Source organism: Undibacterium sp. 5I1 (assembly GCF_034314085.1).
Classification (GTDB): Bacteria; Pseudomonadota; Gammaproteobacteria; order Burkholderiales; family Burkholderiaceae_D; genus Undibacterium.
The window spans coordinates 2,744,992-2,765,457 of sequence record NZ_JAVIWI010000001.1; the positions used below are offsets into that span (position 1 = coordinate 2,744,992).

Annotated in this window: 19 protein-coding genes; 12 read left to right on the forward strand and 7 right to left on the reverse strand. The window is 48.5% G+C overall.

The window, feature by feature from the left end; translation table 11 throughout:
- Positions 1-253: 253 nt before the first annotated feature.
- Positions 254-922, reverse strand: coding sequence for a GntR family transcriptional regulator (locus RGU72_RS12115; RefSeq protein ID WP_322121631.1), 669 nt, complete (start codon positions 920-922; stop codon positions 254-256).
- 213 nt (positions 923-1,135) lie between these two features.
- On the opposite strand from RGU72_RS12115, the gene dctP reads away from it, so the two are divergent.
- From dctP to RGU72_RS12170, 11 genes are all read left to right on the forward strand, one after another.
- Positions 1,136-2,167: a TRAP transporter substrate-binding protein DctP gene (dctP, locus tag RGU72_RS12120; protein ID WP_322119969.1), complete on the forward strand. Its 1,032-nt coding sequence runs from the start codon at positions 1,136-1,138 to the stop codon at positions 2,165-2,167.
- Positions 2,164-2,730: a TRAP transporter small permease gene (locus tag RGU72_RS12125; RefSeq protein ID WP_322119970.1), complete on the forward strand. Its 567-nt coding sequence runs from the start codon at positions 2,164-2,166 to the stop codon at positions 2,728-2,730. Before dctP ends, RGU72_RS12125 begins: the two co-directional genes overlap by 4 nt.
- The gene (locus RGU72_RS12130) at positions 2,727-4,076 is read left to right on the forward strand and encodes a TRAP transporter large permease (RefSeq protein WP_322119971.1); all 1,350 of its coding nucleotides are present in this window, start codon (positions 2,727-2,729) and stop codon (positions 4,074-4,076) included. Before RGU72_RS12125 ends, RGU72_RS12130 begins: the two co-directional genes overlap by 4 nt.
- On the forward strand, positions 4,073-5,776 hold the full coding sequence (gene mdcA / locus RGU72_RS12135) for a malonate decarboxylase subunit alpha (protein ID WP_322119972.1): 1,704 nt from the start codon (positions 4,073-4,075) through the stop codon (positions 5,774-5,776). The genes RGU72_RS12130 and mdcA overlap by 4 nt, the downstream gene beginning before the upstream one ends.
- Before the next feature lie 51 nt (positions 5,777-5,827).
- Positions 5,828-6,154, forward strand: a complete 327-nt coding sequence (gene mdcC / locus RGU72_RS12140) for a malonate decarboxylase acyl carrier protein (RefSeq protein WP_322119973.1) — start codon at positions 5,828-5,830, stop codon at positions 6,152-6,154.
- Entirely contained in the window at positions 6,151-7,044 is an 894-nt protein-coding gene (locus RGU72_RS12145; protein WP_322119974.1) for a biotin-independent malonate decarboxylase subunit beta, read from the forward strand. Before mdcC ends, RGU72_RS12145 begins: the two co-directional genes overlap by 4 nt.
- A complete protein-coding gene (locus RGU72_RS12150; protein WP_322119975.1) occupies positions 7,044-7,817 on the forward strand; it encodes a biotin-independent malonate decarboxylase subunit gamma in 774 nt (257 codons plus the stop codon). Before RGU72_RS12145 ends, RGU72_RS12150 begins: the two co-directional genes overlap by 1 nt.
- Positions 7,817-8,542, forward strand: coding sequence for a malonate decarboxylase holo-[acyl-carrier-protein] synthase (mdcG, locus tag RGU72_RS12155; protein WP_322119976.1), 726 nt, complete (start codon positions 7,817-7,819; stop codon positions 8,540-8,542). The genes RGU72_RS12150 and mdcG overlap by 1 nt, the downstream gene beginning before the upstream one ends.
- Positions 8,524-9,612, forward strand: coding sequence for a triphosphoribosyl-dephospho-CoA synthase MdcB (mdcB, locus tag RGU72_RS12160; RefSeq protein WP_322119977.1), 1,089 nt, complete (start codon positions 8,524-8,526; stop codon positions 9,610-9,612). Before mdcG ends, mdcB begins: the two co-directional genes overlap by 19 nt.
- Complete coding sequence (locus RGU72_RS12165) at positions 9,609-10,523, forward strand: ACP S-malonyltransferase (protein ID WP_322119978.1); 915 nt, start codon at positions 9,609-9,611, stop codon at positions 10,521-10,523. The genes mdcB and RGU72_RS12165 overlap by 4 nt, the downstream gene beginning before the upstream one ends.
- 101 nt (positions 10,524-10,624) lie before the next feature.
- A complete protein-coding gene (locus tag RGU72_RS12170; RefSeq protein ID WP_322119979.1) occupies positions 10,625-11,254 on the forward strand; it encodes a carboxymuconolactone decarboxylase family protein in 630 nt (209 codons plus the stop codon).
- Between the two features lie 297 nt (positions 11,255-11,551).
- Here the strand turns inward: RGU72_RS12170 and RGU72_RS12175 are convergent, their stop codons facing one another.
- The 5 genes from RGU72_RS12175 to RGU72_RS12195 all read right to left on the reverse strand — a co-directional run bounded on the left by RGU72_RS12175 (position 11,552) and on the right by RGU72_RS12195 (position 17,366).
- Positions 11,552-12,286, reverse strand: coding sequence for an ABC transporter ATP-binding protein (locus RGU72_RS12175; protein ID WP_322119980.1), 735 nt, complete (start codon positions 12,284-12,286; stop codon positions 11,552-11,554).
- Between the two features lie 16 nt (positions 12,287-12,302).
- Complete coding sequence (locus tag RGU72_RS12180; RefSeq protein ID WP_322119981.1) at positions 12,303-14,309, reverse strand: branched-chain amino acid ABC transporter ATP-binding protein/permease; 2,007 nt, start codon at positions 14,307-14,309, stop codon at positions 12,303-12,305.
- 2 nt (positions 14,310-14,311) lie between these two features.
- Positions 14,312-15,202, reverse strand: a complete 891-nt coding sequence (locus RGU72_RS12185) for a branched-chain amino acid ABC transporter permease (protein WP_322119982.1) — start codon at positions 15,200-15,202, stop codon at positions 14,312-14,314.
- Positions 15,203-15,312: 110 nt separating this feature from the next.
- Positions 15,313-16,482 (reverse strand): ABC transporter substrate-binding protein, encoded by a 1,170-nt coding sequence (locus RGU72_RS12190; protein WP_322119983.1) that lies wholly within the window; start codon positions 16,480-16,482, stop codon positions 15,313-15,315.
- A 551-nt stretch (positions 16,483-17,033) separates the two neighbouring features.
- Entirely contained in the window at positions 17,034-17,366 is a 333-nt protein-coding gene (locus RGU72_RS12195; protein ID WP_322119984.1) for a TIGR02450 family Trp-rich protein, read from the reverse strand.
- A 106-nt stretch (positions 17,367-17,472) separates the two neighbouring features.
- Between RGU72_RS12195 and RGU72_RS12200 the strand changes: the two genes are divergently transcribed.
- Positions 17,473-18,183, forward strand: a complete 711-nt coding sequence (locus RGU72_RS12200; RefSeq protein WP_322119985.1) for a haloacid dehalogenase type II — start codon at positions 17,473-17,475, stop codon at positions 18,181-18,183.
- Here RGU72_RS12200 and RGU72_RS12205 read toward each other — a convergent pair.
- The gene (locus tag RGU72_RS12205) at positions 18,177-20,414 is read right to left on the reverse strand and encodes a S9 family peptidase (protein WP_322119986.1); all 2,238 of its coding nucleotides are present in this window, start codon (positions 20,412-20,414) and stop codon (positions 18,177-18,179) included. The genes RGU72_RS12200 and RGU72_RS12205 overlap by 7 nt on opposite strands.
- Between the last annotated feature and the right edge of the window lie 52 nt (positions 20,415-20,466).

Genomic DNA, 20,466 nt, shown 5'->3' on the forward strand with positions numbered 1-20,466 from the left:
CTGCGCCCGGTTTATCTGAATCCGCCCGGCTTAGTTGAAAGCGCGTGGGAATTCCCTCGCAGGGATAATACATAAGCTAATGCATAAGCCATAAAATATACTCTGGGCATGTATATTTAAGTTGTCCATATACTTACTGGACAATAAGCCATATTTTAAAAAAATAAGGGGGAGTATATTGATTTAATATCTAACTAAGCAAGTAGATCGTAAGGATTTACCTGCCCGATATCACCGTTTTAAACGATAACGTCTATGGATTTAACTTGGGTAAGGACGCCATCAGATCGGCAAAACGCTGGCCCTGAATCATGATGTGACCTCTGAGCAACTCTGCTGTTAAATCGCCATTGCCAGCGAGAATCGCCTGCACCACGCCGTCGTGCTCAGAAAACGATGCGCCGACCCTGTCCCTCACCCGCAATTGCAAACGCCGGTAATGTCGCAGGCGACGGTGTAGTGCGAGTGCTTGCTCAGCCAGAAAAGCGTTGTGACTGCCTTTGTAGATAATCTGATGGAAGGTTTCGTTGCAATAGAAATAATCGTCAGAGTTTTGCGCCAGGCTGGCGTCCTTGCATGCCTGATGTGCTGCCAGCAGATTCTGATGCTCTGCTTCGGTCATGCGTCTGGCGGCGAGTCTGCCGCACATTGCCTCAAACTCGGCCATGACTTCAAACATTTCTACCAATTGCTGCGGCCCTAGTTCTGCCACGACCGCGCCGCGCCTGGGGCGAATAACGACGATCCCCATTGATGCGAGCTGAATCAGGGTTTCTCTGATCGGCGTGCGTGATACGCCAAACTGCGTCGCTAGCTCGGTCTCATCCAGATGCTGCCCAGGAAGCAGCGTCCCTACAGCGATCATTTCTTCAATCGATTCGCGTAAGGATTCCGAGCGATTTTTATTATCGGCCTTATCAATGAGCTTATCGCTGCTTTTGTTACCGATTTTATTAATAGTGTCGACGATAGACAAACGGTTTCCTTAGTAGATTTTTTCTCATTATAAAAAACAATTTGTACTTGCATTGCATTTATTAAGTATATATCTTGTATACATAAAAAGAAACCTTGCATGCAAATAGATCAAAAATCATTGTAATGCTTTTACCTTTACTATCCAGCAGGAGACAGAATGTCCACATTATCCAAACGCAGAGCCGTCCTCGGTGCTATGGCATCCATTGCCGCCAGCCCGCTACTTTCTATGCAAACAGCCTGGGCGCAAACGTCCACTTTAAAAATATCGCATCAGTTCCCTGGCGGCACAGTGACTGAGGGCGATTTTAGAGATCGTTTATGCCGCATGTTTGCAGCTGAAGTCGAAAAACGCTCGAAAGGTAGCCTGAAGTTTGAGATTTATCCTGGATCGTCCCTAATGAAAACCAATGCCCAGTTCTCTTCCATGCGCAAAGGCGCATTGGATTTGTCGCTGGTGCCGCTGTCCTATGCTGGTGGAGAAGTCCCTGAGGTCAATATCGGACTAATGCCTGGTCTGGTGACTTCGTATGAGCAGGGCTACGGCTGGAAAAACGCCGATGTCGGTAAAGAGTTAAATCGCATTTTGCTGGACAAAGGCATTGTTGTGGTTAGCTGGATCTGGCAAGCGGGCGGCGTTGCCTCCCGTGGTAAACCGATTATCGATCCAGATGATGCGAAGGGAATGAAGATACGCGGAGGCTCCCGCGAGATGGATTTGATTTTGAAAGCAGCCGGTGCGGCGGTGGTGTCCCTGCCCTCCAATGAGATCTATGCCGCGATGCAAACCGGTGCGATGGATGCGGCACTGACCTCGTCCACTTCATTGATTTCGTTTCGCTTAGAAGAGGTATCTAAAGCATTGACCACAGGCCGTGCAGGTGCTTACTGGTTTATGTTTGAGCCGCTGATGATGTCGAAAGCTATCTTTGACAAACTCAGCAAAGAACAGCAAACGACGATCATGGCAGTCGGCGCAGAGATGGAAGCCTTTGCCCGTAAATCTGCGCAGCTAGATGATTCGCTGGTCGCTGCGGTGTACCAAAAAGCAGGCGCAAAAGTGGCTGATCTCAACCCCGCTGCTTTAAAGAAATGGCAATCAATCGCTCGCACGACGGCGTGGAAAGATTATGGCGAGAAAAATGAGAACTGCGCCAAATTGCTGAAGTTGGCGGAGAAAACTCTATGAGCCACGGCTTTGAGTTGGAGCCTGCCAAAGGAACGGCAGTGCCGGATAATAAGATCGTTGCGGGCATATCTTGGGCAATGGATAAATTCAATATGTTGCTCATGAATTTATCCTTGCTAGCATTGGTATTAACTGCCTGCGTACTGACCTATTCGGTGGTCAGCCGGTATTTTTTTAACGCACCGACCGATTGGCAGGATGAAGCATCGGTGTTCATGCTGGTCGGTGTTACTTTTTTCTGTACCGCTTATGTACAGTCATTTCGCGGACATATCGGGATTGAAGCGCTGTCTTCATTGCTTCCAGCGCGGGTCAATGCATTTCGTATGTTGTTAGTGGATGTATTGTCGTTTTTGTTTTGCTTGTTCTTCTCATGGAAATCCTGGACCTTATGGCATGAAGCCTTTGTCGATGGCCAGACCACCACCTCTACTTTTGCACCGCCGCTATGGATACCTTACGGCATGATGGCGTTTGGTATGAGCTTACTGACGTTACAGATTTTTGTGCAGGTATTAGCGCGAGTGACTAACGCATCGCCAGCAAAACGGAGCGACACATGAGCCCGCTAACATTAGGCGCTTTATATGGCGCAGTGACGCTGGTCGTGATGTTCTCTGGCATGCCGATTGCATTTGCGCTAGGCATCGTCGCTACCAGTTTTATGTATTTTTTTATGCCTTCAACCTCGCTCGATACCGTGACCCAAAACGTGTATGAAGAAATGGCATCCATCACCTTATTGTCGATCCCGCTATTCATCTTAAAAGGTGCGGCCATCGGCAAGTCCCCGGCAGGTAAAGACCTCTATTCCGCAATCCATACCTGGTTGCACAAAGTACCTGGCGGTCTTGGCATTGCCAACGTAGTGGCGTGCGCTCTGTTTGCAGCGATGGCGGGTTCTTCACCTGCAACCTGCTCTGCGATTGGTTCAGCAGGCATCCCTGAAATGCGCAGACGTGGTTATTCGCCTGGCTTTGCAGCAGGAATCATTGCAGCAGGTGGCACCTTAGGTATTTTATTACCGCCATCAATCACGATGATTTTGTATGCGGTCGCCGCTGAACAATCTTTGGGCCGCTTGTTTTTAGCAGGCGTCGGTCCTGGTGTGTTGCTGGTATTTTTATTTGCTGGTTATGCCGTGTATCGGGCACGCAAAGAATATCGTATGGCATTAGCGGTATTCAATCAGACCGGGACGGAATCTGCCTATCTTGAAAAAGAGCATTTCACGCTGGCGCAAAAAGTAGAAATGCTGCCACGTGTATTGCCCTTCGTTATTTTGCTGATTGGTGTGATGGTTGCGCTGTACGGCGGCTTTGCGACACCGTCAGAAACCGCAGGTCTAGGCGCGTTGTTGGCGCTGGCTTTAATCGCCATTGTGTACGGTGTGTGGCGACCAAAAGATTTGCGTCCGATTCTGACATCAACCGTCAAAGAATCCACCATGCTGCTACTGATCATTGGCATGTCCTTACTCTATTCCTATGTGATGAGCTATTTACATATCAGCCAGTCTGCGGCGCAATGGGTTGTTGATATGCATTTATCAAAATGGGTGTTACTGGCGGTGATACTCACGATGGTGATTGTGTTTGGCTTTTTCTTACCGCCGGTATCGATTATTTTGATGACCGCTCCGATTATTTTGCCTCCGCTTAAAGCAGCAGGTTTTGATCTGATCTGGTTTGGGATTGTCATGACGGTGGTGATGGAAATGGGACTAATCCATCCACCGGTCGGATTGAATATTTTTGTGATTAAGAACATCGCACCGGACATTCCGTTGAAGGACGTAATCTGGGGCGTGATGCCGTTTGTCGCGCTGATGTTTCTGGCAGTGCTGTTGTTATGCTTGTTTCCAGGGATTTCAACGGGCTTGCCTACCATGATTATGGGAGCGAAATGAGTCAATTTTCTGATGCTCATATAAACGAACGATCAAGTGCGCGACCCACTGTGTGGAACAGCTTACAAAACAATCGACGTCAACGTCTGCAGCGCGCCAAGTCGTCCTTAGCTGAAGCCTTAAACGGCAAAGTTTTACCGGCTTCGCGTATCGCTGATTTACTGCATCAGGTATTGGAATGCGGTGATCGGGTCTGCCTTGAGGGAAACAATCAGAAACAAGCTGACTTTTTAGGCAAAGCGCTGGCAACACTTGATCCTACAAAAATCAATCAACTCCACATGCTGCAGTCCGTCATTGCCTTGCCTGAGCATCTGGATGTATTCGACCGTGGTATTGCATCAAAGTTGGACTTTTCTTTTTCAGGCCCACAGGCCGGACGAGTCGCCAAACTGGTCAGTTCAGGCAAGTTAAACATCGGTGCGATCCATACTTATCTCGAATTATTTGGTCGCTACTTTATCGACCTGACACCGCGCGTCTGTCTGATCGCAGCGGAGGCGGCAGATCGTCACGGTAATTTGTACACGGGACCCAATACAGAAGATACACCCGCCATCGTCGAGGCTACCGCATTTAAAAATGGCATCGTGATTGTGCAAGTGAATCAGATTGTCGATGTACTGCCGCGAGTGGATATTCCAGGCGACTGGGTTGATTTTGTCGTGCAAGCACCTAATCCATATTACATAGAACCTTTATTCACACGTGACCCGGCGCAGATTTCAGAGATACAAGTCCTGATGGCGATGATGGCGATCAAAGGTATCTACGCCGAGTATGGTGTACAAAGACTCAATCACGGTATCGGCTTCGATACTGCCGCCATCGAATTATTGTTACCAACCTATGCAGAGTCGTTGGGACTCAAAGGCAAAATCGGACGTCATTGGGCACTCAATCCCCACCCTGCTTTGATCCCTGCGATTGAGGCTGGCTTTGTCGAGTCTGTCTATTCGTTTGGGTCGGAACTAGGCATGGAAGACTATATCCGCGCCCGGCCCGATGTGTTCTTTGTCGGACCTGACGGCTCCATGCGCAGTAATCGCGCCCTTTGCCAGGCAGCGGGACAATATGCCTGCGATATGTTCATCGGTTCGACTTTGCAAATTGATTTACAAGGCAATTCCTCCACCGCGACCTTGGGACGAATCGCGGGCTTTGGCGGTGCGCCGAATATGGGCGCGGATGCACGTGGCAGACGACACGCCAGCCCAGCATGGTTAAAAGCCGGACAGCAAGCGCGGGAAGGGAAAAATCTGATCCCGCGCGGACAAAAATTAGTGGTGCAAATTGTCGAAACCTTTCGCGAACATATGCAACCCGCCTTCGTCGAAAAACTCGATGCATGGGAACTGGCGGAACAAGCCAAGATGGCGATTCCACCTGTCATGATTTATGGCGATGACGTGACACATATTTTGACGGAAGAAGGCATCGCCAATCTCTTATTGTGCCGCACGGATGAAGAGCGCGAACAGGCGATCCGTGGTGTGGCAGGTTATACCGCCGTTGGCATCGCACGCGACAAGCGTATGGTAGAAAATTTACACGATCGCGGCATCATTCAGCGTGCCGAGGATATTGGTATTGATAAACGTCAGGCCACCCGTAGTTTGCTCGCCGCCAAATCGATGAAAGATCTAGTACGCGCCTCTGGCGGTTTGTATAACCCACCAAAGCGTTTTAGAAATTGGTAGGCGGATAGTAGAAAAGAATAATAGAAGTGAATAGCTGAGAAGAAAGCCGCAATGGAAACCTTAAATTATCGATTCGAACATGGCAACCGTCATTTAAATAATCCAGCTGAACTGGTAGGCGTTGTCAGCTCCGGCAATCTGGAGGTGCTGATTGAAAGCATTCCACAAAACGGTGCCTGCACAATCGAAATCAAAACAGCCGCCACCGGTTTTGGTGCAATCTGGCAAGCGGTTATGCAAGATTTCCATAACCGCTGGCAGCTTACCGAAACCCGCATCACAATTAACGATATGGGCGCGACGCCTGCGGTCGTGAGTCTGCGCCTGGATCAAGCGGTTGAGACTATGCTGGGAAAAACTGCTGGAGAAGCCTCATGAGTTATCTGGAATCCAATGCGCGTGAACGAGTGCATGCCTTATTTGATGCGAATAGTTTTGAAGAGTTTTTACCGCCTTCGGCACGTGTCATCAGCCCCCATTTAGGACAACTCAACGCTCCCGTGTCCTTCGATGACGGAGTGGTGATTGGTAGCGCAAAACTGGCAGGAAAAATCGTCTTTGTCGCTACACAAGAAGGTGGCTTTATGGGTGGTGCAGTAGGTGAAGTCCATGGCGCCAAACTCGTCGGGATGTTACGTCGTGCCGTTGCAGAGCATGCGCATGCAGTCGTGTTATTGCTTGAATCAGGTGGAGTACGTTTGCATGAGGCCAATGCGGGTCTAATCGCTGTATCAGAAGTCATGCGGGCGGTGTTGGATACGCGTGCCGCTGGCGTCCCGGTAGTCGTATTAATCGGCGGCTCGAATGGTTGTTTTGGCGGCATGGGCATCGTTGCCCGCTGTGCAAATATCATCGTCATGTCAGAAGAAGCACGTCTTGCGATGTCCGGTCCGGAAGTGATTGAAACAGCCAATGGGGTAGAAGAATTTGATTCGCGTGACAGAGCGCTGGTATGGCGCACGACAGGTGGTAAGCATCGATTTTTATTAGGTGATTGTCAGATGATCGTTGCTGATTCTGTCCCAGCATTCCGCGATGCTGCGATTGCGGCAATCGATACTTGCAACCAGCAAGAGGTCGCGTTGTCATTGACGGCGTTAGAGCAAGAGCAACACTTACTGACACAACGTATCAGTCAATTTGGTACGCTGACTGACCCGGTAGATATCTGGAAAAAACTCGGCGTCCCAGAACCAGAATTGCTACCGCTATTAGAGGTGGATCAGTTCATTACAACGGTTGATCATCTACGTTTGGGAGTGCGGTAATGGTGCAGCCTGTCAATCCCGTAACGAATTTAACTACGCCAACATTACATTGGCAAACGATCGCAACTAAGCTATTTCCGCTCGGCCATTCGATTACAGAACTAGATCATTTCTTATCTGGTAGCGCCCAGACCAGCATCGGCACTATCGCTGTCGTCGGCACTTGCGAGCACGAACCAATTGGTGTTGAAATCGCGCTGGCACAGGCCCACTTTATTCTCAATACGGTACGCGAACATCCGCAGCGTCCGATCTTGATTATGGTCGATACGCAAGGACAACGCTTACGTCATCGCGATGAGATGTTGGGAATTAATAGCTACATGGCACATTTAGGAAAATGCGTCGATCTGGCCCGGCGTCAAGGCCATCCCATCCTTGGTCTGGTGTACGACCAAGCTTTGTCAGGAGGATTTATCACCAGCGGTTTGATGGCGGACGCTTGTTATGCTTTGCCGGATTCCACAATCCGGGTCATGGGCTTGCCCGCTATGGCGAGGATCACTAAAGTGCCGGAAGAACGATTGATTGCACTCGCCAGTAGCAATCCGGTTTTTGCACCAGGTCCAGAAAATTATTTACGTATGGGTGGTATTGAGGCGATCTGGCAAGATGATTTATCTACTCAATTAGAACTGGCGTTACAAGAACAAGTGGATGGTAATCGAGGCGGCGATCAGCGTAGTGGTTTAGGGTTGGCACGCGGCGGCCGTAAGCTGGCGCAGCCTGTGATTGATGCGATACTCGCCGGCAAAAATAGTCTGGCATCATGATGTCACGGCATGATCTGGTCTGGCTATCTGATCTGGGCTGGCAGCAGCTTATTGACCAGCTTAGTGGTCAACGTAGTAGTCAGCTTATTGTTCAACCGAGTATGACTGCGACCGACGATCAGCTAGAAGCCATCAAGCTTTGGCAAAACCAAGACTGGCCATTGGTCGTTAGGCGTGCTGATGCTGATATCGGTGTCAACACGGATCAAATCTGCTTAGGGCTAGCTATGCCACCGCATCCGTTAACTGGTGAGAAAAGACGAATCGCTTTGCGTTGCGCCGTCACAGATATCAAAAAAACGACACCAGCACTGCCGTTATCATCCGTCATCGGCGCTGCGCCTGGCGAATGGCAGCAAGGCTTAGCCAAGCTAGCCTTGCAAGCAAATAATTTACGCCTTCATGTCTTCGGATCACTCGCTTTACAAACACTGACCAAGCAGATTTATCTCACTACGACATCAGATATTGATGTCTTGTTTTATCCTGACAATATCGAGCAATTGCAGACTGGATTATTGCTATTGTCAGAATCTGCCAAAATCCTGCCGCTCGACGGAGAAATTATTTTTCCGGGCGACCGCGCCGTATCATGGAAAGAATGGCTTAGCGCATTGGACCGGCAAGCACATGTATTGGTAAAAGAAATGCATACGGTACGGTTAGCGTCCACGGCCTCATTACTAAGCAGTCTGGGAAAAAAGTCATGCGTCAAATCAGTATAGAGATAGTGCCGAAGATGCCGGCATTGATGTCGCAAGCGTATCGCGACGACGCTGAGAAAATCAGTGTTGATGTTGCTCACCGAGACTTTGCGGCATTACTTGCGCGCCTAGCTGTACGCTGTTTGTACACAGAATTATCGCTATACCCCAAACCGGGCTTAGTGTCGTTGATAGATAACGGCAGTCATCAGGATATGAACGCCAGCACCTTTATGCGCAGCCTATTTTCTTTACGTGGCTACTATAAAGAAATTAGCTTAGCAGGTATGACTGGGGCGTCTTTTAATTCACTAAAAAAGCTGGGCATATCTGCCGAAAAAAAGATGATGCTCGCCACCGCCGGAATCAACACCCATCGTGGCGCAATCTTTAGCCTAGGCTTACTTTGCGCCGCTATCGGGCATGCTAAAGTTCAACGACAGTCACTATCACCAGCCAGTATCCGCCACACTTTATTAACATGCTGGGGTGATGAATTGCGGACGCACATGCAAGTTCCGTTTGGCAAATTAGGTTCTCCCTCTAACGGAGTTAAGGTTGGTGCACTACACGGTGCAAGTGGTGCCCGTGAAGAGGCGGCCCTTGGTTTGCCATCGGTATTTGAAATTGGCATACCCGCATTACAAGCGACTCTCGCTGCCGGGCGGAGTATGTACCATGCAAAAATTGATGCCCTGTTCGCCTTAATGGCGTATATCAGCGACACCAACGTCTACCACCGTGGCGGTGCAGAAGGTGCGGCCATCGTCAAACATCAGGCGCAACATTTTATAGCTCAAGGTGGAACCGCTCATCCAGATTGGTATGAACATGCCCTAGCTTGTCATCGTATATTCATCGCTAAAAAATTATCCCCCGGAGGCGCTGCGGATTTGCTTGCTGCGAGCTGCCTGGTGCATGCAATAAGTTCCGATGCAATCACTGCTAATACAATGAGTGCTAACGATAATGAGAACAAATTAGGACTTACGCAAAATTGTTGCTGCAAGACGCAGCGACAAAGAAATTACTTAAGTACGGCTAGTCGCTGCAACGCCGCTGAGGCAGTTTTGGGTAAGTCGAAAAAATGACGGATCGGCTGCTCATTCTGTGCTCGGGGCAAGGTAATCAGACATCGGCGATGTTTGATCTGGCGCGCACAAACGACAAGGCCCGAGCCTTGATCGACAGCTTTGATCTTCCCTTTGATGCCATCGAATCGACGCCGCAGCTCTTATTTGCTAACCGTATCGCGCAGCCGATGATTGTTGCCAGCGCTATCAGTATTTGGGAAGCGATCAAACAGCGCATACCTGCACCGAGTCTGGTTGCCGGTTACAGCATAGGCGAGCTAGCAGCGTACAGCGTAGCGGGCATGCTCGGCGCTAAACAAGCGGTGGACTTAGCGAGAACCCGAGCGAGCTTAATGGATACCTGTCTGGCAGAATCGCCGCAACAGACTCTGGCAGCGATCAGCGGTTTATCAGTTGAGCGAATTCAGCAGTTGATTCATCCATTCGATTTTGATCTAGCCATCGTTACTGGCGAAGATAGCTGCATTGTAGGAGGACAACAATCGGCATTACCGTCGATCTGCCAGGCAGTAAAAGCAGCGGGCGGAAAAATACAGTCATTACCTGTTGATATCGCATCCCACACATCCAAGATGGTACATGCGGTTTCTCCTTTTTTCACTGCGCTACAAGACACCAATTTTAAGCTAGCTAGCTGTCCCGTCTTATCCGGTATAGAAGCTATTCCCATCACAGACAAAACAATCGCCATCACGCATTTATCACGTCAGTTAGCAGAACCTATCCAATGGAGTGATTGCATGGATGCCTGTGCTGAAGCTGGCGTAACCGTCGCGCTAGAATTAGGACCCGGCTCTGCTTTATCACGCATGCTACAAACACGGCATCCACAGATTGCATGCCGCTCGGTCGCTGATTTCCGTAGTATCGATGGCATCGTCACATGGTTAAAGCGTCAGTTTGATTGAGAGCCTATTCGAACAAGAAACGTAAAATAAGTCATGCATTTCAAACGGAAATTTCACCCAAAAAGTAAGCTACTAATCCACCCACCGTCTGAGGAGACAACATGAAAAATAAAATTGCATCCGGTATCACATCCGGCATAGCAGCAGGCTTAATTGCCAGCGCAGCATACGCGACCGACCGTCTGCCAACGATCCCGCCAGATCAATACACACAGGAACAAAAACAAGCGGCCGAAGATTTTTTAGCCACCCGCAAAGTACCTGTTTTTGGTCCATTTGAGCCATTAATGCACAGCCCGCAAGTCATGACGCAAGCACGGGCTATGGGCGACTATTTGCGCTATCACTCTGCAATCGGCAATACCTTAAGTGAGCTGGCAATCCTGATCACCGCACGCGAATGGACGCAAGATTTTGAATGGTATGTCCATTATCCAATCGCGTTAAAAGCTGGCATCAAACCAGCTATCGCCGATGCAATCGCCGACGGTATCCGTCCGGTGGGCATGAGCGAGGACGAGGAAATCGTCTACGACTTCTCGACTGAACTACACAAAAACAAGCGCGTCTCCGACCGCACTTTCCAGCGTGCAGATAAACGATTCGGTAAAAAGGGTGTGGTCGATCTGACCGGAATTAACTCTTACTATGCCTTGCTAGCGATGCAAATGAATGTCGCACAATATCAAATACCGAAGGATGCAAAACGTTTGACCCGTTTCCCTGAATGATATTTTGGCCGATACCAGATGCCATAGGTGCGATTGCGCGATGCGATCGCACCTGTTAGGACTCGGCAAATAATCAGGCTAATGTCAAAGTGGTAGGCATAAAAAATTACAGACGCCCGAAAGCGTCTGCATTAGTCAAAATCAATATACTCCCTCATAAACTATAGAAATATGCCTTATTGTCCAATGGTTATATGGACAATAAAATATACTAATCAGGAGTATATATACAATCGCTATACATAAAAGATCATCAACGAGGCGACGACAAATAGATTTCGCCGCCCATTGATCGTATCAGGCATGGCCGTGATCGCCGCCGCCGAGGTAAGCTGCTTTGACTGCCGGATCGTTCTTCAAGCTCTCAGCCGGGCCGTGTACCGAGATTCTGCCGTTCTCTAAAACGTAGCCATAATCTGCCACGTTTAATGCGGCAGCAGCAAATTGTTCTACTAGCAGCATGGTGACGCCCTGCTCTTTTAGCCGCAGAATAATTCTGAAAACTTCATCCACCAGAATCGGCGCTAAGCCCATTGATGGTTCATCAAGCAAAATCACTTCTGGATTCAACATCACTGCACGCGCCATGGCGAGCATTTGTTGTTCTCCTCCGGACAAAGTCCCAGCGAGTTGGTGCTGACGTTCTTTGAGGCGAGGGAATAACTCCAGCGCTTTTTCCAGATCAGCTGCGACGTCGCCGCGAGGTCGTGAGCGGGTGAAGCGTGGGAATGCACCTAACAATAAATTGTCTGTCACGCTCATGGTGGAGAAAACCCGCCGTCCTTCTGGCGAATGTGCCAGCCCTGCACGTGCAATTTTGTGCGACTCCAGACCAGTAACATCTTTACCGGCCAGTTTGACGCTGCCCGTTTTAGGTTTAAGCATGCCAGAGATGGCGCGCATGGTCGTTGTTTTGCCAGCGCCATTGGAGCCAATCAGTGTAACGACTTTGCCTTTAGGTACTTCCAGAGAAATGCCATGCAGCACTTGCACCTTGCCATAGCCAGCGTGTAAATCAGTGATAGATAACATATCAGTTCCTTGTCTGCTAACTATGGCTAACAGTAGATGAAGTCGATTCCGAAGAATTCTCGATGGCGGTTTCTGGCGATGCTTCATCACCGATAGATCCGCCAAGATAAGCCTCGATCACTTTTGGATCGGCCTGTACTTCGGCTGGCTTGCCTTCTGCAATCTTCTGACCAAAATCAAGTACGGTGACGGTATCGCAAATCGACATCACTACATCCATGTGATGCTCGATCAGGACAATCGTGATTCCGTGCTGGCGAATTTTTCGGATGATGGCGATCAGCTCTTTGATATCGGGTGCAGTCAAGCCAGCGGCTGGTTCATCAAGCAATAACAATTGCGGGTTGAGTCCCAGCGCACGACCAATTTCCAGCATACGTTGTTTGCCGTATGGCAGGTTACGCGCCTCTTCCACACTTAAATCAGCCAAGCCCATAAATTGTAAAATCGCTGCAGCACGGGTTCTGGCGTCTTGTTCTTCCCGGCGATATCGAGGCGTATTCAGCATCACATCCAGCACATTACTTTTGAATGTGTGATGCAAACCTACCAGAATATTTTCGGTCGCCGTCATCTCAACAAACAATTGCACATTCTGAAAAGTTCTTGCAACACCGCCTAAAGCAATCTCGGAAGGTGTCGTACCTGAGATGACTTTGCCGTTAAATTCCACATTGCCATCGGTCGGTTTATAAATGCCCGTCAAGACATTCATCATCGTACTTTTGCCGGAGCCATTGGGTCCGATCAGACCGTGTACCGTGCCTTTGGTGATATTGAGATCCACTTGATTTAAGGCTTTTAAGCCACCGAACTGCATCAACACTTGTTTGGCTTTTAGCAGATGACCGCTGATCGCCGCACTATTATCGACCAAGCTCCAAGCTTTGCTCTCATCGGCGGCAACCACGTTTTGATCAGCAGATACCGAGCGGGTACCGACCAGTCCGCGTAAAAATCCGATGATGCCATCCTGCAGGTAATACACCACAAACAAAGTCATCAAACCAAAAATCGTCAGACGCCAGTCGGTAATATTTTCTAAGCGGTAGGAGAATATCGCCATGCCTATCGTCGCAACCAACGGCACGATGATATTACGGATGGTGGTACGCTTTTTCATCAACAAGAAAGCACTCGCGACAACGCCAATCACCGCAGCGGCAGTGGCGATCTTGCGGAACAGATCAATATCCGCCAACAAGCTTGGCAACATCACGACGATCAGTGCGCCTAACAAAGCACCACTGCGGGTTTTGCGGCCGCCCATAATAATGGCCAGCAAAAACATGATCGTGAGTTCAAAGTTGTAGGTATTTGGCGAGATATATTCTTCTGAATAAGAATACAAACTCCCTGCCAGACCCGCCAATGCCGCACTAATCACGAAGGCATAGACTTTGTAGCGATACACCGATACGCCCATGCAATCTGATGCAATCGGACTGTCACGCAAGGCCTGAAATGCGCGACCTAAATGCGACTTTAATATCCGGTGTACGACGATGAGGGACAAGACCATCATCACCGCGACCAGATAAAAGAAACCGACTTCGCTGATCTTGGTACCGAAGAACATCGGCTTAGCAACTTTCAAACCCATCGGCCCCTCTGTCAGGAAGGTCATCTCATTAATCAGAATCTGGATAATCGTGCCGAAGGCCAAGGTCACCATCGCCAAATATGGTCCGGTCACACGTAATGCTGGCAGTGCCAACAAGGCACCAAACAAGGCCGTCACGGCAATACTGGCAGGCATGGCGAGTAAGAATGGCAAGCCGAACTTAAAATACAGCACACCCGTGGTGTACGAACCAATACCAAATAAACCGGCATGACCGAGCGACACCTGACCGGTATATCCGACCACAATATCCAGACCAAACAATAAGATCGCATAGATCAAAATCGTTTCTGCCAAATGTATGTAATAAGGGTTATGCGCAACAATCGGGAAGACCGCTAGCGCCACAAGTCCAACGATAGAAATCAATAAGGTCTTCTTATCTGTAATCAAACTCATGATCAGACCTTCTTAATCGCAGTTTTGCCAAACAAACCGGCTGGCTTAATTGCTAATACCAAGAGTAACAAAACCAGACCTGGGACTTCTTTGTAACCTGTAGAGATATAGAAGCCCGTCAGCGTTTCAGCCACGCCCAAGATCAGGCCACCGACAATCGCACCCATGCCGGAAGTCAGGCCACCGATAATCGCCACGGAGAAGGCTTTTAAACCCAGCGCCGTACCCATAGTGGCACCCGTCAAAGTTAATGGCGCGACCAGCACGCCTGCAAACGCTGCAGTGGCTGACGACAACGCATAAGAAAATGTAATCACCATGCTGGTATTGATACCCATCAGACCAGCAGCGTCACGATCATTGGATGTGGCGACAACTGCTTTACCATAAATCGATTTGCGATTGAATAATTCGACCGCCAGCATCATCGCCAAAGCACCAAGCACAACCACGATTTGCATTGGTTGAATGTTTGCGCCAAATACCTGGAACGGTGTTGCGGACAAAGGCGTAGGGAAAGTCAGATCATCTTTGCCCCAGATATTTTCGGCGACGTTTTTAAAAATAATCGCGAGTGCAATGGTGGACATGATCCAGCCGAATTCTGATTTAATTTTAATCGCGGGGCGGACACCAATCCACTCCACGACCATACCTTGCAAAGCGCCAAACGCAATCACGATGGGGATCATCAACCAGTAGTTGAGATACGGCCCGCCGTGAATATTGCCGACCAGACTGAGGCCAACCAAAGCGCCGAGCATCAGCGCTTCACCCTGACCAAAATTGAGTGTGCCGGACGTGGCAAAAGTAAGTTGATAGCCGAACGCAATGACGGCGTAAATCATGCCCAGCGCAATACCGCTGAACACTAATTGAAGGACAATATCCATGATAATCCTGAGCGCAAAACGCTAGTGAAGAATAAGAAACATCCCACGATCTGTAAGGTGTACGAATCGTGGGATGTTAGATTTTATAGACAGAAGCGAGACCTGAATGCTTATTGAACTTGTACGATGTGACCTTCTTTGACAGCGCCCATGACTGGCATACCCGCCTTGATGGCTTCGTGATCAGTTTTGGTAAATGGCTTGTCGTAAGTCGTGACCAGACCATCGACTTTAACTTGCAGATTTTCTAAAGCCTCACGTACTTTGGAACCATCCGTCGTACCAGCTTGCTTGATCGCGGCAGCTAACAAGTAAATGGAATCGTAGCCCTGTGCTGCGGATACAGGAGATGGAATACGACCACCTGGCGGGTTGTAGGCTTTGACATAAGCATCGATAAATGCTTTACGTTTTGGCGTATTTGGCTGCTGAATAAAGGTTTGCGGCATCATGACGCCTTCACCATTTTTACCCGCGTTGTCGATGAAATTACCCATAGACAGTGTCCAGCTGCCGATCATTGGTACTTTCCAGTTCAGCTTTTCCATCCCATTGGCAATTTGTGCCAGCTCTGGACCAATACCGTAAGTCAAAATCGCTTGTGCGCCGGCTTGCTTGGCTTTTAACAACTGTGCTGTCATGTCCACATCTTTGATGTTGAACTTTTCAACCGCAACTGGCTTCAGGCCCTTTTTGTCCAGGGTTTTTTCTAAGTCCTCACGACCTAACTGACCGTAGTTAGTAGAATCAGCCAGAATTGCCAGTTTGGTCAGCTTGCGCTTAGTCACAGCCTCGTCAACGATCATGGCAGACTGGATCGTATCGTAAGCCGCGTTGCGGAAGATATAGTTTTCTGGCTGATCAGCAAACTGCTTGGTCACCACACTACCCGTTGCCACATTATTCATGACCGGTATTTTGGCTTCTTGGTAGAAGCGTTGTGCAGCAAGGGCGACGCCAGTGTTCGCAAAGCCGACTGTGGATACGACTTTTTCTTTATTAATCAATTCTTGCGCGACTTGCACACCGCGCTCATTTTTAGCCTCATCATCACGTTCTACGATCTGAAATTGACGACCCAACACACCACCGCTGGCATTGATCTCAGCCACGGCGAGTTTGACGCCATCACGCATAGACACGCCCATCGGTGCAGAACCACCGGTGAAGGGACCGGATACACCGATTTTGATTGGGTCAGCAGCGATTGCTGACAATGACAAACTTGTAAGGGCTGCCGCAACAGCAATTGTGATGATTTTCTTGAATTTGTATGACATGTCGTCCTCCGTTTATATTGTTTTAGTGCTGTGATCAGCACTTACTTTGGTCCATCTAGTACTTATTTTAGTACTTCTAATTTACAGCAGAAAAGCCAAACTAAAAAAACTATTTACTGCAAAAAAAACCACTTGCGAGCAATGTAAACCATGTTATCCACGATCAGCGATCTGAAAAAAATGCATCAGGTTTGGACTAAATTTAAACTAATTCAAAGCGATACAACTACCGTGATCATAGACAAAGCTAGTTTAAGTGAACAATTTTTAGCAAAAAGATTTTGGCATAGAGAAATTTAATCCAAAGTGAAAAGAAATTAAAGAGTTGGTGAAAAATTTGCATGCATAAATCTGTCAACTACGCATTACTACTTATAAACATGATGTTATTTCGCTGTATCGCGCATTAATACCGAAACGCTATTAAGTGATGCTGAAATCACGCGGCAATTGAGCAGTAATTCAGCTGCAATTCGGCCGCAACGAAGCCGCAATAAAACTGAAAGATTGCTGATTTTTTGGTCACTTTTTATGCTCTGGCCTCTAAAAAATTATTTCCATCCTTGGTGCCATAAATTACTGTCGGTCAGTTCTCGCCAGGCCAGCCTGATGACATTCTTGGAGTACACCGCCTCTAGCTCAATCAATTCTACCGGCGCATTGGACAAACCGGAATGGTCCAAATCATCAGACAAAACTAATTTGGTCACCATGAAATGCTTTTCTTTATTACGTGGCGATACCGCAGTCCATTTACTGAGTAATAATTTTTTTGGGCTCAGACGACGAACCGGCTGCGTCATTTTTTTAGACGCCTCAACAATATTCTCGTTGGCGTTTAAATGAGTGGCGGTCATCGCGCTATTTTCCTGTTGATTTTTCATTCCATCATCCGGCTTGTGTGGGAGTTACGATAAGTTGACGATGAGTTCATCTCCATTATGATAAATTGCCTGTAAAACAAATTACCTATCAATAGGAGACACGTACATGCAATCAATGCACAAGAACATTAGAGTACTCGCATTCGACATATTCGGCACGGTGGTCGATTGGCATGGCAGCATCGTCAAAGAAATGCAGCGGATCGCACCGCAAGTTGATGGTGATCGCTTTGCCTTAGCCTGGCGGTCTGGCTATGTTCCGGCGATGCAAAAAGTCATGTCAGGTGTCTTACCGTGGATGAAAATTGATGCTCTGCACCGTTTGATTCTGGACGATATCTTGCCGCAGTTTGGGCTGGATCATTTAGATGAATCACAACGGCAAGACCTGAACAAAATCTGGCACAAATTAGACCCGTGGCCAGAGTGCGTTGCAGCTCTGAGTCAGTTGAAATCGCGCTATACGATTTGTACTTTATCCAACGGCAATGTGAGCTTGCTGACCAATATGGCGAAGCATGGCGGCTTGCCTTGGGATTGTATTTTGTCGGCAGAAATTTTTAAGAAATACAAACCAGACCCGGCAACCTATCTGGGCGTGGCAGAATTGTTTGACGTGGCACCCGCGCAAGTGATGTTAGTCGCCGCACACCAGAGTGATCTGGCGGCGGCGCGTGCCTCTGGATTACAGACCGCGTTTATAGAAAGACCGATGGAGTACGGTGCTAAGCAATCCAATGATATTTCGCCGGTTGCGGAAAATACCTTTCATGCCACAGACCTACTCCATCTGGCAGATCAGTTACTCGATCATTGAGAGATGCCTAACTGATGTAAGACAAATCCGTACTCTTCTGCAGTCTCATGCTGGCGCACAAAGCGGCCTGATTTTCCGCCGTGCCCTGCTTCCATATTGACTTTGAATAGCAGCGGGTTTTGATCGGTTTTTGCTGCACGTAATTTCGCTACCCATTTAGTCGGCTCGTAATATTGCACTTGCGAGTCGTACAGACCCGTAGTGACCAATAAAGGCGGATAATTTTTATGCGCTATGTTGTCGTAAGGTGAGTAAGACAGCATGTAATCATATGAGGTCTTTTGCTTAGGATTGCCCCACTCATCAAACTCGTTGGTGGTGAGTGGAATACTTTCGTCCAGCATCGTCGTGACCACATCGACAAACGGCACATGCGCAATCATTCCGGCATATTTCTCACCTGCCATATTCGCCACCGCCCCCATTAGCAAGCCACCTGCACTGCCTCCCATCGCAAACACTTTATTTTTGGCGGCATATTGCTGGCTGACTAAATAATCGGTTACGTCAATAAAGTCCGTAAACGTGTTTTTCTTTTTGAGTAGCTTACCGTTCTCATACCAGTCGCGCCCCATCTCCTGACCACCACGGATATGCGCTATCGCGTAGACAAATCCACGATCCAACAAAGAAATTACACCCGGGCGAAATACGGGATCAGTCGATGCGCCATAAGAGCCATAGGCATATTGGTACAAAGGCGCAGTGCCGTCTTTTTTAAACCCTTTGCGGTAGACCAATGAGACCGGAATAGACGTACCGTCTTTTGCAGTTGCCCAAACGCGCTCAGTGACGTAGTCTGATTTTTTGAATCCACCAAGAACTGGCTGCTCTTTCAACAGTTTGCGTACACCGGTTTTCATATTCACTGCATAGACACTGGCAGGTGTCGTCAGTGAGCTATAACTGTAGCGCAGCTCGTCCGTATTTTGTTCTGCATTGATGCCAAAACTCTCGGCATACGCAGGCTCATCTGACTTGATAAAAGTTGATTTACCTGATGCGCCCCAAGGCATGATGCGGATACGCAATAAACCTTCCGAACGTTCATTGATGGCGATATAGTTTTTAAACAGGGCAAAATTCTGGATGAATACCGCCTTGTTATGTGGCACCAGTTCTTGCCATTTACTGCGATCACCGATTTGATCGTCGGCCACCGACATCAGACGATAATTAGGTGCTTGCCAGTCGGTAGAAATAATCCAGCGACCATTGATATGGTCTGCATTATATTTAACGCCAGTGGTACGTGCAGCCATGACGACAGGTGCTGCGTCTGGATTTTTTGCATCGATAATCCGGGTTTCAGTGGTCTCTGTACTGCGCAGTTCTATCGCAATATAACGATCATCGCCGGTACTGCCTATGCCCATGTAATAGCTGTGATCTTCTTCGGTATAGACCACCACATCTTTGCTGACATCAGTACCGATCACATGTTTTTTAACCCTTGTGGTCAACAGCGTGACCGGATCATTTTCGATATAAAACACGGTCTTATTATCCGCCGCCCAGGCGACTTGCGGAGCGAGGCCGGTGATTTGATCCGGGAGCTTTTTACCGGTTTTCAGATCGATAAATTTTAAAGTGTACTGACGGCGACCACTGTCATCTTCCAGATACGCCAATAGTTGCTCGTTGCTGCTGACGGCCCGCTGGCCGATATCGAAGTAACTCTTTTTCTCTGCCTCCAGATTGCCGTCAATCATGATCTGCTCGGCACCGCCAGCGGCTGGTTTGCGCGCAAAAATCGGATATTCGCCACCTTTGGCAAAGCGCGTGTAGTACTGATAATGTCCTTTTTTGAAAGGCACTGTGCTGTCATCTTGCTTAATGCGGCCAACGATCTCTTGGTACAACTTTTCAGTTAAGCCTTGATATGCCGCTGACTGGCTGGTGAAGTAAGCATTTTCTGCGGCGAGATACGCCAGCACATCTGGCGACTCCCGCTTATCGTCGCGTATCCAATAATAGGGGTCAGTACGCGAGCCGTTTGGTGACTCAACCTGATACGGACGTTGCGCAGCAACTGGTGGTGTCGTAGTTTGCATAGTCGAAGGTGTTAAGGATACTGAGGGCGGCGCTGCCGGTGCCGGGGTGGTTGCAAAAGAAACGGGCATCAATACAAACGCAGAGAGCGATACGGCCGCAGCACGGTAGTACATCGGAGCAAAACAACGGGAAACAAGACCACGAAAAACAAGACGACGGGAAGCAAGACGACGCATGGTAAAACCTCGATGGAAGTTGGATCAAGATTAGTCAAAATGAGCACGGCGA

Bases quoted from the DNA above. Each gene is read 5' to 3' on its own strand.
- RGU72_RS12130 (WP_322119971.1), top strand. From the start codon at position 2,727: ATGAGCCCGCTAACATTAGGCGCTTTATATGGCGCAGTGACGCTGGTC.
- RGU72_RS12125 (WP_322119970.1), top strand. From the start codon at position 2,164: ATGAGCCACGGCTTTGAGTTGGAGCCTGCCAAAGGAACGGCAGTGCCG.
- mdcB (WP_322119977.1), top strand. From the start codon at position 8,524: ATGCGTCAAATCAGTATAGAGATAGTGCCGAAGATGCCGGCATTGATG.
- RGU72_RS12180 (WP_322119981.1), bottom strand. From the start codon at position 14,309: ATGAGTTTGATTACAGATAAGAAGACCTTATTGATTTCTATCGTTGGA.
- RGU72_RS12145 (WP_322119974.1), top strand. From the start codon at position 6,151: ATGAGTTATCTGGAATCCAATGCGCGTGAACGAGTGCATGCCTTATTT.
- RGU72_RS12205 (WP_322119986.1), bottom strand. From the start codon at position 20,414: ATGCGTCGTCTTGCTTCCCGTCGTCTTGTTTTTCGTGGTCTTGTTTCC.
- RGU72_RS12200 (WP_322119985.1), top strand. From the start codon at position 17,473: ATGCAATCAATGCACAAGAACATTAGAGTACTCGCATTCGACATATTC.
- RGU72_RS12190 (WP_322119983.1), bottom strand. From the start codon at position 16,482: ATGTCATACAAATTCAAGAAAATCATCACAATTGCTGTTGCGGCAGCC.
- RGU72_RS12150 (WP_322119975.1), top strand. From the start codon at position 7,044: ATGGTGCAGCCTGTCAATCCCGTAACGAATTTAACTACGCCAACATTA.
- mdcG (WP_322119976.1), top strand. From the start codon at position 7,817: ATGTCACGGCATGATCTGGTCTGGCTATCTGATCTGGGCTGGCAGCAG.
- RGU72_RS12185 (WP_322119982.1), bottom strand. From the start codon at position 15,202: ATGGATATTGTCCTTCAATTAGTGTTCAGCGGTATTGCGCTGGGCATG.
- dctP (WP_322119969.1), top strand. From the start codon at position 1,136: ATGTCCACATTATCCAAACGCAGAGCCGTCCTCGGTGCTATGGCATCC.
- RGU72_RS12175 (WP_322119980.1), bottom strand. From the start codon at position 12,286: ATGTTATCTATCACTGATTTACACGCTGGCTATGGCAAGGTGCAAGTG.
- RGU72_RS12170 (WP_322119979.1), top strand. From the start codon at position 10,625: ATGAAAAATAAAATTGCATCCGGTATCACATCCGGCATAGCAGCAGGC.
- mdcC (WP_322119973.1), top strand. From the start codon at position 5,828: ATGGAAACCTTAAATTATCGATTCGAACATGGCAACCGTCATTTAAAT.
- RGU72_RS12195 (WP_322119984.1), bottom strand. From the start codon at position 17,366: ATGAAAAATCAACAGGAAAATAGCGCGATGACCGCCACTCATTTAAAC.
- RGU72_RS12165 (WP_322119978.1), top strand. From the start codon at position 9,609: ATGACGGATCGGCTGCTCATTCTGTGCTCGGGGCAAGGTAATCAGACA.
- mdcA (WP_322119972.1), top strand. From the start codon at position 4,073: ATGAGTCAATTTTCTGATGCTCATATAAACGAACGATCAAGTGCGCGA.